Source organism: Sporosarcina sp. So3-204, from assembly GCF_058068165.1.
This window is the reverse complement of sequence record NZ_CM176485.1, coordinates 1,958,711-1,975,646: the sequence shown is the minus strand read 5'-3', so window position 1 is coordinate 1,975,646 and position 16,936 is coordinate 1,958,711. Positions and strand designations below refer to the sequence as shown.

The window sequence follows — 16,936 nt, the reverse complement described above, 5'->3', positions numbered from 1 at the left end:
TTATCTTGCAAAAATAATTAGGGAAGTCCATAATAAAACTCATATTAAATTATATAGGAGATTATTAGATGAATACAAAATTACAAATGTACGACCCTTGGGAAGCTTATTTGGATATAGAAGCACATAGTAAATTAACGTTATCAAGTATTGAATTTACGACAACTTATTTATGTAATATGCGTTGTGAGCATTGTGCAGTTGGGGATATGTTGGCACATAAGGATCCCGTATCGCTACCGATTGAACTACTTATTTCGCGATTAAATGAAATACCTCATCTGAGAAGTTTCAGCATTACTGGTGGAGAGCCGATGTTTTCTAAGAAATCTGTGGAAGAAACTGTTTTACCACTTCTGAAGTATACACATGCACGTGGTATTCGTTCGCAATTAAACTCTAATTTAACAATGCCACTTGAACGCTATATGATGATTGCGCCGTATTTAGATGTTCTTCACATTTCACATAACTGGGGAACAGTAGATGATTTTATCGATGGCGGATTTGCAAATATGGAAAGAAAACCACCTAGGGAACGTCGTGCTGAACAATTTGAACGCATGATTGAAAACAGCAGGGCATTGTCTGATGCTGGTGTGTTGGTTTCAGCGGAAACGATGTTGAACAAACGGACACTTCCACATCTAGAACATATTCATCGGCAAGTTATTGATGAAATGAAATGTGGGAGACACGAGATACATCCTATGTACCCTGTTAATTTTGCTTCCAATTTAGAAGTACTATCAATAGAAGAAACGAGAAAAGCCATACATCGTCTTCTTGACGTTCGTGATGAAGTTGTATGGATGCTGTTTGGTACATTACCGTTTTATCCTTGTAGTGATAATAAAGAAGATTTAGCGCTATTAGAACGCCTCTACAGCAGTCATAATGTATCAGTGCGCAATGATCCTGATGGTAGGTCTCGCCTCAACGTCAATATTTTTACGGGAGATGTTATCGTCACGGATTTCGGAGATACACCGCCTATGGGCAATATTCAAACGGATGCGCTTCCCGGGATGTTAGATCGTTGGCTTGAACGGCCGCTTGCTAAGTCAATTGGTTGTCATTGTCCAGCAGTAAAATGTTTGGGACCGAATTTGTTAGTGAAAGATGCCTATTACACTGACACAGATTTCACGACAAAGAAAGCGCGAATTACACGCTGAAAATAACGTAAAAGTATCGAAGCCACTTTAATTTTTTGATGGACATGAAGAATAAGTGGAGGATAAAGAAAAGCCCTACTGATTGTAGATTAACTTTATATCGAAAGGGTTGTAAATAATGCCTTTAATAATATACGAGATTTATGTAGAAGCACCAATTGATGTTTGTTTCGACCTGTCAAGAGATGTAGAGATTCATACGCTTACGACATCGAAAACGAAGGAAAGAGCAATCGGTGGTGTTACAAAAGGATTGTTGGAAAAAGGAGATAGTGTTACTTGGGAAGCTATCCATCTGGGCGTAAAGCAAAAATTAACTGCTAAGATTACAGAGATGGAAAAACCGTTTCGTTTTACAGATGTCATGGTAAAAGGAGCTTTTCACTCTTTTACACACACACATGAATTTGTTGAGCATGGTCCAGGAACGATTATGAAAGATAGGTTCTCTTATCAATCGCCTTTTGGTGTGATTGGGAAAATAGCTGATAAACTATTTTTAGAGAAATATATGCGAAACTTTATTGTTATGCGGGCATATGAATTAAAGAAGATTGCTGAACAGAAATCAAATTGATAAAAATTTATATAGCCAATCAATTTCATAATTGGGTTTTATTGCTACACCACCACAATATATACTTGAGTTGAAGCGTTCTCAAACTATATATTGCATCGTTGTAGCAGATTAAGGTCATTATGAAATTGATTCAGCTAAGAATATAATAACGACACGGGTATACGCGATTAAATGCGCATGCCCGTGTCGTTTTACTATTTACCATCGAAGCCAATTATTATTTTTTAAAGATCTATCTATCGGATTCAGCTTGCTTATCAATCTCTAGTAAAAGAAAAGTGAATCTTTTATAACGTTATATACGTATTAATAGAAGTATCCACACCTACTTTATAAAACCATTATTGAAAGGAGTAGAGATATGATTGATTACACAAAGCAAGTTGAGCAAGAATTACTTTTTTGGAAACACAAGATGTTAAAGCGATCAGGTATCATTAGTCGGACATCGAAAAAAGCACAAGTAAAAATGAATGCGTTAATTCCTGATAGAATTCATAAAGTAATGACCGATAGCATTAAAAATATGGTGAAAGTCACTTTAGCTGGTTCAAATATGACAACAAAAAAACATCAAGCAGTTGGACTTGATTTATTTGAACGGGATGCCCTATTTAAAGAAAAGCTTACTAATTATCGAAGAACAGCCGTCATTGAAGGTGCTGGAACGGGTGCAGGCGGCATAATGCTAGGCCTTGCAGATTTCCCATTGCTTCTATCTATCAAGATGAAATTTTTGTTTGAAGTTGCGGCTATATACGGCTTTGATACAAATGAATATGAAGAACGGTTATTCATTTTACATGTATTCCAACTTGCTTTTTCAAGTGAAGAAACACGGAGAGAAACGATGAAGATTATTGAAAATTGGGAACAACAAAAACTTTTAATAGCTGATATGGAATGGCAGGATTTCCAACAAGGATACCGGGATCATATTGATTTAGTGAAAATGTTTCAATTGATTCCCGGTTTTGGTGCAGTAGTAGGTGCATTTGCGAATTACAATTTACTAGATCAACTTGGTGATGTGGCTATGAATTCGTATCGACTTCGGTTACTTAAAGGTTGAAATACTAGGTGAATTTTAATAGCCTAATGCCAGTAGGCTAGATTGTAATAAAAAATATAGTGGCCGTATTCTATTGGATATAGCTACTATATTTGACATAGCTACCTATTTCGAGTTATGTTTAGCAGGCTAATTACTTTTTTCAGAAGGATTGATAGCTATGATAAAAGAAGACATTCGAATTTTATTTGGCAAGACTGCTGCTAAAATGAGGAAGGATTATTCCGATTCACTTAGGAGAATCGATTTGTATGTAGGGCAAGATCATTTGTTATGGCAATTATGGAATGAAGACGGTTCCTCACAGACAGAGTTATGTGATCAGATGGGCTGTGAACCCCCAACATTAACGAATATGGTGAAAAAACTGGAGTCATATGGACTATTAAGAAGAAAGAAAGATTTATTAGATGCACGCGTAACGAGGGTATTTTTAACTGAAGAAGGCAAAGCGATTAGAGGTCCTGTTGATGAAATTTGGCAAAACCACCAGGATAAAATGTTGAAGGGGATTAGTGAAGAAGAACAACAGGTCTTAAAGCAGATACTGCAAAAAATTGATGCCAATCTTAACGAATAGTTGTTTTACATCTTCTATTTTACCATTCTATATTATTAGTTAGCATACTAAAGGCATTTATATTAAGAAAAGGGAGTTTGAAACATTGAAAGTTCACGTAAAGCAGGAAATAAAAACAGGTCCTATTTTAACTATATTATTAATAGGGGCAATTGCAGCAATCTTAAATCAAACTGTACTAAATGTAGCACTGCCTACATTAACAGATGAATTTAGCGTTTCTACTACAACAGCACAATGGTTAATCACATTATATATGTTGGTTAATGGTATATTCATTCCGGTTACGGCATTTTTAATGGCACGATTTTCAACTAGACAATTATTTTTCACATCTATGATTGTTTTTTCACTAGGTACAATTTTATGTGGTTTCGCTCCAAGTTTTATTATTCTATTATCTGGTCGTGTTGTTCAAGCAATAGGTGCCGGAATTGTCATGCCCCTTTTAATCAGTGTCGTGTTTAAGTTATTTCCGATGGAGAAGCGTGGGGCGGCGATGGGTATTGTAGGGGTTGCAATTATGTTTGCACCAGCAGTAGGTCCATCACTTTCAGGCCTTTTAATTACCACTTTATCTTGGCGTTATATCTTTTTCGCTATTCTGCCATTCTCTCTTTCCGCGCTAGTCGCTTCGTTCTTTATCCTTAAAAACGTGTCAGAACCAAGACCGGCTAAGTTAGATGTTATAGGTGTAATTACGTCTACATTTGGGTTTGGTGGTATTTTATATGGGTTTGGTATAGCAGGTAAAGCAGGTTGGGGAAGTTTGACTGTTATCACCGCATTAACTGTTGGTGTTGTGTCACTCACATTATTTGTTATTAGACAATTAAATACTGACCACCCGCTCATTGAATTACGTATTTTCAAGTCATTAGAATTTACATATTCAGTCATAATCAGCTTTTTTATAAACGGTGTTTCTTATTCAGCGATGATATTATTGCCGATTTATTTGCAATCAAATCGTGGTTTAACAGCTTTGGAATCAGGATTATTTCTTCTGCCTGGTAGTATTGCGATGGCGATTATGTCGCCGATTGCCGGCAGAATATTTGATAGACACGGAATTAAATGGTTGGGAATGTTCGGAACACTTATCATTCTCGTTGCCACCACGATGTATACTAATTTAACGTATACTTCAGGAATTGTTTTCTTATCATTTATCTATCTTGTTCGTTCAATTGGACTCACTTTTTTAATGATGCCACTTACAACTGCAGGGTTGAACGCATTACCGAGTAAACTGTATGGTGATGGTACTGCCATGCAAAACACCATTCAAGCGATAGCAGGAGCAATAGGGACTGCTGTGATGACAACAATCATGACGACGCAAACAAATCTATTTGTAACGAAAGAAGTTATTAACACTGCTGATGGAAAACCAACGCAAGAACAGTTGAGTGTGATTGCTACAGATGGATTATTACACGGGATAAACAGTGCTTTTATAGGCGCCACTGTATTTGCTGTATTAGCGCTAACAGCAATGATTTTATTGGCAAAATCAATTGTTCAAAGAAAGAAAAAATCAGTTATGAGTGAATTTTGATTTGATTACGATAGACAAAGAAATACAATGAATGGTATTCTTAATTGTAACAAGTATTTCAATTAAGATGTAAGGGGAATTATAAATGACAGAGGAAAAGAAAGTTAAAATTAGTTTTAAAGACATGGTAAAGCAACAGCTTGAATTAAAGAAGGAAAAGCAAGATGTTGATCAAGTTACTGGAATTACAAATAAAAAAACCGGTAAAATGAAAAGTCAGCAATCAAAAAAAGTAAATAATTCACATCGTAAAATGGGAATTTAAAAGTACTCATGGATAATATTGGGTCGTTTGGTGTTCACGCACTGAACGGCTTTTTATATACATTAACAAGTAAGGGGGTAAGTGTAGTGTCGCAATTTAATATGTTATCCAATGGATTGGCAAAACCTGCGATCCGCGCACTATCTAAAGCAAGTATCCATACTTTAGAGGATTTTTCGAAAATCACTGAAGTAGAATTAGTTAGTTTACACGGGATGGGTCCAAAAGCATTAGAACGGATACAACTAGTACTTGCTGAAAATAAAATATCATTTAAATCTGATTGGTAATAACAAATAGTTAGATAGTGTGAATGAAGATATTAATAAACTAGCAAACAATATGTAATTTTAACTAGCATTTTATGTTAATCTATATGGAGTGAGTTAATACATCAAAGATTCAAATAATATTTTTTGGATGGTGGTAATAAATGTCTGAACAGATTAATAAAAGAAAATCGGATCATATTAATATTTCATTAAATGAGCAGGTGACAGGCAATCATATTACAACTGGGTTTGAAAAGTTAAGGTTTGTCCATAATGCACTTCCTGAAGTTAACTTTAAGGAAATTTCTATCAATACAAAGTTTTTTGGTCATTTGTGCAAAACGCCTTTTTTAATAAGTTCAATGACAGGCGGTTCAGCATTCGCTGGGGAAATTAATCGGAATTTAGCTATTGCCGCTGAGGAAAAAGGTTGGGCATTCGCTTTAGGATCTACACGTGCATTAATAGAGAGTAAAGCGCATAAGCAATCATTTCAAGTTAGAAAGTTTGCCCCGAGTATACCGATTATCGCAAATTTAGGTGCGGTTCAGTTAAACTATGGTTTTACGATAGAAGAATGCAAAAAAATTATTGATATTACAGAAGCAGACGCGTTAGTTCTTCATTTAAATAGTATTCAGGAAGTAATTCAACCTGAAGGCAATACAAATTTTAAGGATTTATTAGTTAAAATTGAACAACTTTGCAAAGAGCTTGAAGTCCCGGTTGGCGTGAAGGAAGTAGGCTGGGGGATTGGCGGCGAGACCGCAAAACGTTTATGTAATGCTGGTATTTCTTTTATTGATGTAGCAGGAGCGGGTGGAACGTCTTGGAGCCAAGTAGAAAAGTTCCGCTCTACGGATATCGTGAAAAAAAGAGCTGCTGAAACATTTAGTGAATGGGGAATACCAACAGTGGATTGTATTACTTCGGTTAGGTCACATATCGAAAAACAATTAGTCATTGCGAGCGGCGGCATACATAATGGCTTGGAGGCTGCTAAAGCGGTTGCATTAGGTGCTGATATGGTTGGTTATGGTCGATCTATACTGAAAGAAGCAACACAATCTGTTGAGGATGTTTTAGAAGTGATGGAAACAAAGGAATTAGAGCTACGGATGGCAATGTTCGGAATTGGGGCGGCGTCGTTGGATTTGTTAAAAGGGACAAAACGTTTGAAGTTTTTGAGTTAAATATGCTCATTTTACGGGGTGCGAACAATTGTTCCGTTTAATGATTTTGATTTAAGTATTCTATAATCACATAGTAAACTAACCGTTTCGATGTTGGCATATCAGCGGATGTTTTGGCGTGATAAAGCTACTATTTAATGAATAGTTTTTAGGAACGTACGTGTGCTATAATATAACTTAATAGAATAGGTAACTCAAGGGTGGTCGGCATACTCCGCTTTGAAAGGGGGGAACGCCAATGACAGTTTTCGAATCATTAATGTTTGCAATTGCTTTTTCAACATTAATGATATTAATTCTTTCATTTAAACAGAAACAAAAATAACCCATCCTTGAGTTCGCGCTCAGATGGGTTATTCAAACTTATCGATGCCGACTCCCTTGTAGGGAACCTACTATTAAACTGACCGTTTCGATGTTGACGCATCGGAATGGTCTTTTTTAGTTTATGCAGCCTGTACGAATATTATACAGCTTGGATTGGCTATTATCAAGACAAGACATTATATTGCTTGTTGAAAATGATGAGTGATTACACTTTTCTTAATTGAGGAGTGTAATTTTTAATTTGAAGTCAAACTTTTTTTGAATGAATTACGAATATACTTATAAGGTGGTAAGGAATAGTGGGGAAGCGTGTGATGAACGATGGTAAATGAAATGCGTTGGATTAAGAAAATTAAGCGAACGGGCAATGAAGCGGCAGCAAATGCGCTAGTTTCTAAGTATTACAAAGAAATCTATGCGTATCTTTACAAACAAACACTTGATAGTGAGTTATCAATGGACCTCGCACAGGAGATTTTCATAAGCGTGCTGAAATCGATCAAAAGTTTTGACAGCAAGAAGGCGTCATTTCGAACGTGGTTGTACAAGATTGCATCGAACCGACTTGTCGATTATTACAGGTCGAAAAGTTATCGCTACGCACAAAATGAAGAACCTCTTGTGGATGATAACATAGAAGATACATATGATTTAACGAAATCACTCGAATATCAAGAGGATTATGAGAAAGTAACATTAATCGTCAATGAACTAGAAGCGAGTTCGCAACAAATCATGCGCCTGAAATTATTCGGTGAATATACATTTCAGGAAATTTCGACGATTGAAGACATTCCGCTTTCTACAGTGAAAACCAAATACTATGCGGCACTCAAACGCATTAGATTGTCGATGAAGGGGGGAACTCATGAATAAAGAAAAGTTTCACATTCCAATGCCGGATGATCATGCGATTCAACAACAAGTGAGTCAAATTGTTGTGTTAGGCATTAGGCGGCAACCATCCTATTATACGCATATCAAAACAATGGTCCAACAAGTTGGGATAAGGCATCTGCTGTCAGGTCATTCAATGCTTGCGCTCATTTCAATGATTGTCATGGCGTTAGCAGGCCCATTTATAATTAGTGCAGATTCAACTGTTGCAAATGTGGATGAACTATATGGACAGTTGTTTTTATTATCACCTTTATTATTTATATCCTTTTCAATTTATACGTACACGACAAAGTTAAGTAATGTCACTTATGATGTAGAGATGTCATGCAAATACAACGTCTATCAAATTATCGCTTTTCGCATGCTTATTTTCAGTGTTGTTGCAATCCTTGTTAATACGGTATCTATTTCACTCATTGTAATGATGTATGAACATGTTCATTTTATGAGAGCGCTTATGATTTCGACGACTGGCTTATTCATGTTCTCTATTTTCTTCTTGTATACGATGATGAAACGACGTTCGCTGTTTGGTGTGGCGGCGACGGTTATTGGGTGGGTCACTGTCAATTTGGTTTTTAGATATATAAATGACTCATTTTATAGTGATTTTCTCGCCGGAATGCCACTGCTCGTTTATGCGCTTGTGTTAATAGTTAGTTTTTATTGTTATATACGTGCTTTGAAAAGATTAATTCACATTAAACAGATGGAAGGGGCTTATTAGGATGATCGTAGTGAAAGAGATTAGCAAGAAATACGGGGATTATACAGCGTTACAACAAATAAATTTAGAGTTATCAAATGGTTTATACGGCTTACTTGCACCAAATGGGGCTGGTAAGACGACGCTCATTAAGATGCTTTCGACACTCATTACACCGAGTGAGGGAGAAATTCTTTATGATGGGAAGAACATTGTTGATATGGGGGAAGATTACCGTACGTTGCTTGGTTATTTACCGCAGCATTTCGGTTATTACAAAAATTATTCACCAAAGCAATATTTGCTGTATTTGGCGGCGCTCAAAGGAATCGGGAAAAAAGAGGCGCTACTTAAAATTGAAGAATTGTTAGAGAAAGTTGCTTTAAGTGATGTGGCAAATAAAAAGATGAAGAAGTTTTCCGGGGGAATGATTCAACGTGTCGGAATTGCACAGTCTTTATTAAATGATCCTAAAATTCTCATTTTGGATGAACCAACTGCTGGACTAGATCCGAAAGAACGTGCACGATTTAGAAATTTGTTGACAGAACTTGCACGCGAACGACTCGTTATTATTTCAACGCACATCGTGTCTGACATTGAATCGATTGCGAATGAAATTATTATGATTAAAAACCAGCAAGTCTTGTATCAGGATTCTGTTGAAAACATATGTGCAACACTAGACGGCTCTGTGTTTGAAACGTCGATTAGCTACGATCAATTGGAGACTTTTAGGAAGCAGACAATGATTCTGTCTGAGAAGCAGGAAAGAGACTGTATGCGTGTGCGCTTTATTGATAAAGGGGAAGCGGAATCTGGGTGGACACCTGTAACTGCACATTTGGAAGATGTCTTCTTATATGAATACCGTGATGATGTCGTAAACGAGGTTTGATGGGGATGCGCATAATTTTTCATGAATGTAAAAAGGCATTAACATCCCCCGTTCTTATTGGCCTTTTCGTGTTATTTTCGGTGTATAATATTTTCTTAATTATGAGCCAGTCCTATATGGCAGATGAATTAACAGTGGCGAACGAGCTATCAGAAGTGTATGGACTGGAAATTACGGATGCATCATTACAACGGCTAGAGCGAGATATACAAGTGGATACAGATGAATTTACCCTGATAACAGGAAAGCAATTAGATCTTATTGAATGGGCAGATATTAACGAATTTAGTGAAAGTGAGCAAGACTTATTTCAGAAATTGCAGTTAAAGAAAATGTATGCGAATTTTGCCCAGACTATTGACAGTGAGTACGCGAAAATAGATTTAAAAATGGTTGCGGAAAATGAAATTTCGAAATATGGGTTAAGTGGACAGGCTGCAAAGGTTTTACGGCATGAATATGAAAAACTTGCACAACGTTTTGAAGAACTTAAGCAAAATGGTGAGCATAAAGAGTGGTTTTTTGCGGGGAAATCATATAGGATGCATAGTTTTCTATTTAGATCACTCGCTGTTCATCTTGTATTTGAAATATTAATTTTAGTCGTGTTGGCAACCGCATTCATTACAAATTTTGAAAATGAAAATCGAACACAACCCCATACATACGCAACTAAAAGAGGGCGTTCTTTGATGAAAGACAAGCTCGCTGCATCACTTGTCATTACAACGCTTGTGACGGTCCTTTTAATGATGGTGACGTTTGGTGTGTATTTTAGTGTTTTTGATTATACACATTTATGGGGAAGTTCGATAAGCAGTGCATTTAATTGGGAATACAATTTTCCGTATATTACCTGGTGGGAAATGCTGTTTTTGAAGTTTTTAGTGTTAGTCATTGTGTTACTTTACGTTTGTATGCTTTTATTTACAGCGCTTACTTTTGTGATTGCGGTTGTCGTGAAAAATAGTTATGCTACATTTTTCATACTCTCGATTTTATTTACACTTGGGTTTTTATTACCTGGTTTCATGCCGTCAAGTTCGATTTTGAAATTTTATAGTGGCTATAATTTAGCAGCGCTCGTCGTCAATCCACATATGTTCTTTACGGGGAGTAATTTAGTCATGTTCAAGCATTATGAGTTGATGACGGTCGTAATAGGAACGGTGATTGTAGTTGCATCAAGTATGTTTGTAATGCGTTATTTCAAAGAGCAAGATATTCAGTGAAGGGGTGCAACTATGCGGATTTTATGGCATGAATTAAAGAAGATATTAACGTTGAAAATGATGTTGTTGCTCGTTATTGTCAATAGTGTGTTATTTTTCTTACTTATTGAGTTTGAGATTACTAATTTTCCAAATGGCAGACCTGCGCTAGATTCGTATCATATCGGGATTGAAATGATTGAAAAGTATGGGACGCATATGGACGAGGCGGAGTTTGTGGATTTTAGGAACGTATACGAGGAAGAAGTAGAGAAAGCGAATCAGTATTTACAATCGAGACAAGCGTTTGTCGATGCGGATATGGATACGTATGACAAATTTGTTAACTATGATTGGGACGATCAAACAGTTGTGCAGCGCGACTTGCGCAATGAGCTATTCCATGAAAAACAAGTCGATCTTTTCTGGGAGCTTCAGGAAAGGCGGGGTCTTCTTGAATTTCATGATGGCAAGGAGAATAGTTTTGATTGGTTCATTGAAGACTCCACTCCTCAACAACAAGCACGTTTGGATGAAATGAAGGAACAGGGGCTTTATCAGGTCTATACAGAGGTCGCATATGCCAATTATCAAAGGTTCATTAAAAGTGTAGCGATTACGATATTATTTAGCGTAGTTATCGTCATTTCACCGATTTTTCTAAGAGACAGATCGCGACGTTTGCTTGATATTCAATATACGACGAAAAAAGGTAGGAATTTATATAAAACGAAGGTACTTGCAGGTTTGTTGTCAACTTTTATTGTTATGACAGCTTTACTTACGATTTATTTCCGAATTTATGCGCTTAATAATACAGAAATGTTTTTTGATGTGCCGATTCATATGTTCATCGCGAGTTACTCGTGGTATGATCCGACGTTTTTTCAGTATATAATGTTGACAGTACTTGCCATTTACGCACTCGGATTTGTATTTGCGGTAATGGCGATGGTGTTTTCTAGTATTGTGCCGAATATGATTTCTTTAATCGGGATTCAAGTTCCGTTCATTGTTGGCATGATTAGTTACGGATTACATTTATTAATAATAGGTATGATTGCTGTGTATACAGCAAAATGGGCCGTGCCGACATTTTATGGAGGAATGGTTGTAGTGAGTAGCGTAGCGATGATTTTGATGTGGAAGCGCGAGAAGAAACAGGATGTATTTGTGTGATAAGACTAGTATTTATTGACTAGTTTTAAGGAACATACGTGTGCTATAATAAAACTTAATAGAATAGGTTTTCAAGGGTGGGCAGCATCCAGTTTCACATTCCTGTAACAGAGGGAAGGGGGTGCTGCAAGTGACTATATTTGAGGTGTTTGTCGTCATGATTAGTTTTTCTTCACTAATTGTTGCAATAATCGCATTGTCATATATGATGTCGCAAAACAAATAATCCACCCTTGAGTTTGGCCGCTCAGGTGGATTATTTTCAACTTGGGATGCTGATTCCATTATAAGGGAACCTGCTATTAAATTGACCGTTTCGATGTTAGCGCATCGGAATGGTCTTTTTTAGTTTATGCTGCCTGTAAGGTAATTATACAACGTAGGGATTAGATTATCAATATAGGACCTTTTCTTAATTGTATTCAAAAAATACTTTTTTAAATGTCTAGGTCACTAAATTATCAAGGATTTCATTCCAGAGAAAGTGATGTCAATACACGTTTACCTATGAGCAATAAGCCGACAGTGAGGGCTTCTGCAATTGGGAATGCAAGCCATATGAAATCAGGTCCAAATAACGTTGGGAGTAACCAAAGTAGCGGTAAGAACAAAATAACACTACGCGTTAAGACAAGCATAACGGACAACCTGATTTTTTTTATAGACTGAAAATATTCAACATAAATCAAATTATATGCCAAAAAGATATAACCGATAAAGTAGTAGGAGATGCCTGTTAGTGTAAAGGAGACTATTTTTTCATCTGTGATCCCGAACAGCGCGACCATGTAATCGCCAAACAGCCAACCTACAATTAATACAATAATTCCTAAACCAATGCCCGTCTTGATTGCCAACGATAAGAAGTACTTCATGCGCCCATACAAAGCAGCACCAAAATGAAAGCTAACAATTGGTTGAATCGCAGCGCCTACGCCTAAAAATAGCATTAAAAATACGGTATGGAGATAATTTACAACGGCGAATGAAGTTACGCCATCTTGTCCAGCAAAGTGCATAAATGTAAGGTTATAAGCAACAATTACGACTGCGGCTGTGGCTTCAACAATAAAACTTGGTAAGCCGATTTTGAGGATTTCTGAGATGATAAGGCGTTCAAAATGCAGTTTCGTAAAGGCTAATATGCGGTCTTTTTTCAGAAAATGACAAAGTAAAACGCCGAATCCAAAAACAGTGGAAAGTATCGTTGCGTAAGCTGCACCTTTAATACCAAAATCATAGACGAAGATGAATATGTAGTTAAAGATGATATTCAATACAGATGTTGTAATGAGACCTAACATTGCAAGTTTGGGATTGCCATCGTTCCGTATAAATATACTCAAAATATTTTCAAGTACATAAATGATGCCGAAGACTAAAATAATGTGCATATAGTCGGTCACATAAACTAAAATGTCATCATTTGCACCGAATAAATAGGCCATTTCAGTTTCTTTCCACAAACTAATCGCAACGAGAACGCCGACAATGAGTAAGGTAAGCACAAATGATTGGGTAAAAACAGAACGTGCTTTTTTAATATCATTTTGACCTAATGATATCGAGTAAAGCGTCGCACCGCCCATACCAATCCACAAAGAAATAGAAAATAATATCGAATAGACCGGAACGGTAATATTAACAGCTGCTAACGCATCTGGTCCAACGCCATGACTAACGAAAATACCATCCGCCAATATATTAATAGCCATCAAGAACATTCCAAAAACAGAAGGGAGTAAGTAAGATAGGAATAATTTTTTGGGAGGCGTATTTCTAAGTTTTAATGTTGTCTCGTTCATTTATTCACCTTTAATTCGTTTTTCTTTTATACAGTTTTAACCATTATTTTTTCATTTTCAACTTCTGATTCACCATTGAATCGAAAGCCAAGTTTCTCATAAAGACGACATGCTGCAGTATTGCCATTAACAACACTTAGATATATTTTTTGACAAGAAAATTCTTTAGTAAGTTTAAGAATTAGTTTTTTAAGCATCGTTTTTCCAAGACCTAAACCTTGATATCGAGCGTCAATTAGGAAATGATCCAGGTATACACGATTTTGCTTTTTCTTATTTGTGATATTACCATACATTGCGAACCCTACAATTTTTTTATCCATATAAAGACCCACGGGTTTATAACTATCATTTTCTAATGCCTCTATTAGACAATCATTTGTAGATTCAACATAGTCTTCTTGTGAAGTCGAAACAGACAATCCCTTGATTTCTGCTATATTTTCTTTTGTAACATCATGAATGGAAGTATTCATGAATATCAATTCCTCTCTTATTAGTAACACTGTACATTCTTTTGCGGTATAATTATATCCTAGCCTATACGGTAACCATATAGTCAAGGAGAATGAGTATAATGAATGATATATATAGTAAATACTTCACAACAGGTGAATTTGCTAAACTATGTAATGTGAAAAAGCAAACACTGTTTCATTATGATGATATAGGATTATTAAAACCGGAAATTAAAAATGAAAAAGGTTATCGCTATTATTCTTATCATCAATTTAACGTGTTTTCGGTCATCGATTTATTAAAAGTCATGGATACGCCGTTGAAAGATATTAAATGGTACTTAAAGAATAAAAATCCGTTAGAATTAATTGATTTATTAAAGGAAAAGAACATTGAGATAGAGCAAAAAAGAGAAGACCTTGATAGAATTCAAAAAATGATCGAAACAAAAATTGAGTTAACTGAGCTTGCTTTGACAATTAAATACGATGAGATTACGTTAATTGAAAAAGAAAAAGAGCAATTATTGTTAAGTAGTTCTATTTTGGATTGCTCAGATAAGGAGTTTTTGAAGTCCGTATCAGATTTTATAGATCTTCTACATCAAAAAAAGTTAAATCTTGGCTTTCCGATAGGAGGAATTGTTAGTCCAGCTTGTCTTAAAGATAAGGATTATGATAATTATTCTTATCTGTATACGAAAACGACAAATGTCTTAGCAAATACGGCCTATTATACAAAGCCTAAAGGGCTGTATGTTGTTGCTTATCATAAAGGTAAGGATAATATTATTGATGAAACTTATGATAAAATACTTAGTTTTATTGATGAAAACGATTTGTCTATTAAAGGGTATTCTTATGAAGAATATGTATTGGATGAGATAACAGTAAGTGGTGATGATAATTATATTACACAAATAATGCTAGAAGTTGAATAATAAGGAGCACAAATAGGATTTGACTTGTACACTAGTTATATTTTATTAGAAAAGGGGATTTTTATATGTGGAAAATAGTTGATGGAAGATTAATTCAAACGACAGATGATTCTAGGGTTAAATTTAGAACAAATATTAGTAAAACAATTTTGGAATCATTAAGAGTAATGGCTACTGAAAATGCTACACATGTTAATTATTTATTGGAAAACGGATTAAGAAAAGTATTATTAGAAGGCGTAATTACATTTAATAAAGAATCCAGACCTAAAGATCGCATTCAATATAAAACGACATACGATAAAGAATTATTGGAGAGTGTTAAAAAGTTCGCTAAAGCACATGAATTATTTATTAATGATGTAATCGAATATGGTGTACAATATATAGATGTAGAAACGGTAAAAGATGAACATTATAGGTTTAGAGTAGAGTAAGGTGGAGTGAAGAGCTTAATATATCCATTCATTAGAACGCCCCCGTCATAATATAAATTATCGGAAGTTGTATTTCATTAAATAAGTATACTTGTGATATTGAGATATTACAGGGAATTGTAGTCAGATAAATATATGCGTTTTATTGTTAATAAAAATATAAATTCCACTTGTGTCAATCTATAAATTCAAGTGGAATTTATATTTATAAAGGATTCTACTACACTGGCTTATGCAGCATTTAAACAGAGATCAATTTTGACACTTACTTTGATCTACTAAAAGATACTTTATTTCTACGACGTTTTTAACTCGCACTATAAAATATTTCCACTGCTTGTTGTCAGAAAACTACCCCTACATTCTGCAATACGCGGATATTTATAAGTTGCCTTTTAACTTTTAGACTACTCAATAATTTCTTCAGGAGTAACTTTATCACTGTATTTACTTTTAAAAAATTACTCACTTAAATCCACTAATTCCCAAAATTGAGAAGCTGCTTTGGATACTCTCTCGTCTTTGGTTTTGATCATGACAGGCTCCACACGGTAATCAAAATTTTTTAGTTCGTAAACCATCAATTTTTCCATTGATACTTCATATGCCAATCTTGGAATTATGGATAAACCTAATCCCCTGCTTACCATAGCGATTACGGTTGTCAGATCCTTACTCTCTAACACAATCTCAGGTGTGACATTCTCTTCATTAAAGGCGCTTAGTATGTTTTCATAATACGAATGGCCTTCCATTGCGCCTAGCATAATAAATGGATGGTTTGCGATGTCTTTAAATGTCACTTTTTCGGATGAAAATACGTTTCCCCAGCTACTCGGACTAACTACTACATATTCTTGTTTTACCAATTCCTTCACAAAATAGTGTTCACTGTGAGCCAAACGCAATAATAAAGCAACTTCGATTTCTTTTTGGTCCAGCTTCTTTAAAAGTTCCGCCGAATTGTCTTTTACAATACTAATTTTAACGTTAGGAAATCGTTCCTGGTACATGCTTACATAGTCCACGAGCAGATTCAAACAAGCAGAAGATACACCTATTCGGAGCACTCCTGCACTTCCTGATTCAATTTCTGCAATTTGCTGTTTAATATCCTTCATCGTAGACAATAATTTTTCTGCATATTCGTACAGTACTTCCCCGGTTTCAGACAGTTCCCACTTTTGACGGTAACGATGAATTAATATGGTGCCAAGTTCAGTCTCCAACTTTTTCAGTTGCTGACTGAGAGGTGGTTGGGCGATATGAAGAACTTCAGCTGCCTTTGAAATGCTTCCTTGATTAACGATTTCATGAAAATAATGAAGCTGTTTAATATTCATAATTACCTCTCCATCATATGCTTTTTCGTA

19 protein-coding genes are annotated in these 16,936 nt (G+C 35.6%); 16 read left to right on the top strand and 3 right to left on the bottom strand.

Translation table 11 applies throughout. The features are described 5' to 3' along the window. The first annotated feature begins 68 nt into the window (after positions 1-68). The 14 genes from yfkAB to AC3RV6_RS09550 all read left to right on the top strand — a co-directional run bounded on the left by yfkAB (position 69) and on the right by AC3RV6_RS09550 (position 12,148). Positions 69-1,178, top strand: coding sequence for a radical SAM/CxCxxxxC motif protein YfkAB (gene yfkAB / locus AC3RV6_RS09615; protein WP_489745820.1), 1,110 nt, complete (start codon positions 69-71; stop codon positions 1,176-1,178). A 118-nt stretch (positions 1,179-1,296) separates the two neighbouring features. Further along, a complete protein-coding gene (locus tag AC3RV6_RS09610) occupies positions 1,297-1,755 on the top strand; it encodes an SRPBCC family protein (RefSeq protein WP_489745819.1) in 459 nt (152 codons plus the stop codon). Positions 1,756-2,119: 364 nt separating this feature from the next. Further along, positions 2,120-2,830, top strand: a complete 711-nt coding sequence (locus tag AC3RV6_RS09605; RefSeq protein ID WP_489745818.1) for an EcsC family protein — start codon at positions 2,120-2,122, stop codon at positions 2,828-2,830. Between the two features lie 160 nt (positions 2,831-2,990). Then, on the top strand, positions 2,991-3,410 hold the full coding sequence (locus AC3RV6_RS09600; protein ID WP_489745817.1) for a MarR family winged helix-turn-helix transcriptional regulator: 420 nt from the start codon (positions 2,991-2,993) through the stop codon (positions 3,408-3,410). Positions 3,411-3,495: 85 nt separating this feature from the next. Next, the gene (locus AC3RV6_RS09595; RefSeq protein ID WP_489745816.1) at positions 3,496-4,971 is read left to right on the top strand and encodes a DHA2 family efflux MFS transporter permease subunit; all 1,476 of its coding nucleotides are present in this window, start codon (positions 3,496-3,498) and stop codon (positions 4,969-4,971) included. 85 nt (positions 4,972-5,056) lie between these two features. Further along, positions 5,057-5,236 (top strand): hypothetical protein, encoded by a 180-nt coding sequence (locus tag AC3RV6_RS09590; protein WP_489745815.1) that lies wholly within the window; start codon positions 5,057-5,059, stop codon positions 5,234-5,236. Between the two features lie 86 nt (positions 5,237-5,322). Beyond that, the gene (locus AC3RV6_RS09585; RefSeq protein ID WP_489745814.1) at positions 5,323-5,526 is read left to right on the top strand and encodes a helix-hairpin-helix domain-containing protein; all 204 of its coding nucleotides are present in this window, start codon (positions 5,323-5,325) and stop codon (positions 5,524-5,526) included. Between the two features lie 143 nt (positions 5,527-5,669). After that, positions 5,670-6,701 carry a type 2 isopentenyl-diphosphate Delta-isomerase gene (fni, locus tag AC3RV6_RS09580; protein ID WP_489745813.1) on the top strand — a complete coding sequence of 344 codons (1,032 nt, stop codon included), beginning with the start codon at positions 5,670-5,672 and terminating at the stop codon, positions 6,699-6,701. A 648-nt stretch (positions 6,702-7,349) separates the two neighbouring features. Beyond that, the gene (locus AC3RV6_RS09575) at positions 7,350-7,904 is read left to right on the top strand and encodes an RNA polymerase sigma factor (protein WP_489745812.1); all 555 of its coding nucleotides are present in this window, start codon (positions 7,350-7,352) and stop codon (positions 7,902-7,904) included. Beyond that, positions 7,897-8,655: a hypothetical protein gene (locus AC3RV6_RS09570; protein ID WP_489745811.1), complete on the top strand. Its 759-nt coding sequence runs from the start codon at positions 7,897-7,899 to the stop codon at positions 8,653-8,655. Before AC3RV6_RS09575 ends, AC3RV6_RS09570 begins: the two co-directional genes overlap by 8 nt. A 1-nt stretch (position 8,656) precedes the next feature. Continuing rightward, the gene (locus AC3RV6_RS09565; protein ID WP_489745810.1) at positions 8,657-9,532 is read left to right on the top strand and encodes an ABC transporter ATP-binding protein; all 876 of its coding nucleotides are present in this window, start codon (positions 8,657-8,659) and stop codon (positions 9,530-9,532) included. Between the two features lie 5 nt (positions 9,533-9,537). Then, the gene (locus AC3RV6_RS09560; protein WP_489745809.1) at positions 9,538-10,764 is read left to right on the top strand and encodes a hypothetical protein; all 1,227 of its coding nucleotides are present in this window, start codon (positions 9,538-9,540) and stop codon (positions 10,762-10,764) included. 12 nt (positions 10,765-10,776) lie between these two features. After that, complete coding sequence (locus AC3RV6_RS09555; RefSeq protein ID WP_489745808.1) at positions 10,777-11,922, top strand: ABC transporter permease; 1,146 nt, start codon at positions 10,777-10,779, stop codon at positions 11,920-11,922. A gap of 130 nt (positions 11,923-12,052) precedes the next feature. After that, a complete protein-coding gene (locus tag AC3RV6_RS09550) occupies positions 12,053-12,148 on the top strand; it encodes a putative holin-like toxin (RefSeq protein ID WP_489745807.1) in 96 nt (31 codons plus the stop codon). A 244-nt stretch (positions 12,149-12,392) separates the two neighbouring features. On the opposite strand, the gene AC3RV6_RS09545 is transcribed toward AC3RV6_RS09550, so the two are convergent. Both AC3RV6_RS09545 and AC3RV6_RS09540 read right to left on the bottom strand, forming a co-directional pair. Continuing rightward, a complete protein-coding gene (locus tag AC3RV6_RS09545; RefSeq protein ID WP_489745806.1) occupies positions 12,393-13,727 on the bottom strand; it encodes an MATE family efflux transporter in 1,335 nt (444 codons plus the stop codon). A gap of 26 nt (positions 13,728-13,753) precedes the next feature. Beyond that, complete coding sequence (locus AC3RV6_RS09540; RefSeq protein WP_489745805.1) at positions 13,754-14,203, bottom strand: GNAT family N-acetyltransferase; 450 nt, start codon at positions 14,201-14,203, stop codon at positions 13,754-13,756. 92 nt (positions 14,204-14,295) lie between these two features. Here AC3RV6_RS09540 and AC3RV6_RS09535 point away from each other — a divergent pair, with 92 nt between their 5' ends. Together AC3RV6_RS09535 and AC3RV6_RS09530 are read left to right on the top strand one after the other, a co-directional pair. Continuing rightward, the gene (locus AC3RV6_RS09535) at positions 14,296-15,126 is read left to right on the top strand and encodes a MerR family transcriptional regulator (RefSeq protein WP_489745804.1); all 831 of its coding nucleotides are present in this window, start codon (positions 14,296-14,298) and stop codon (positions 15,124-15,126) included. 65 nt (positions 15,127-15,191) lie between these two features. Beyond that, entirely contained in the window at positions 15,192-15,563 is a 372-nt protein-coding gene (locus tag AC3RV6_RS09530; protein WP_489745803.1) for an rRNA methyltransferase, read from the top strand. A 461-nt stretch (positions 15,564-16,024) separates the two neighbouring features. On the opposite strand, the gene AC3RV6_RS09525 is transcribed toward AC3RV6_RS09530, so the two are convergent. After that, positions 16,025-16,906: a LysR family transcriptional regulator gene (locus AC3RV6_RS09525; RefSeq protein ID WP_489745802.1), complete on the bottom strand. Its 882-nt coding sequence runs from the start codon at positions 16,904-16,906 to the stop codon at positions 16,025-16,027. Between the last annotated feature and the right edge of the window lie 30 nt (positions 16,907-16,936).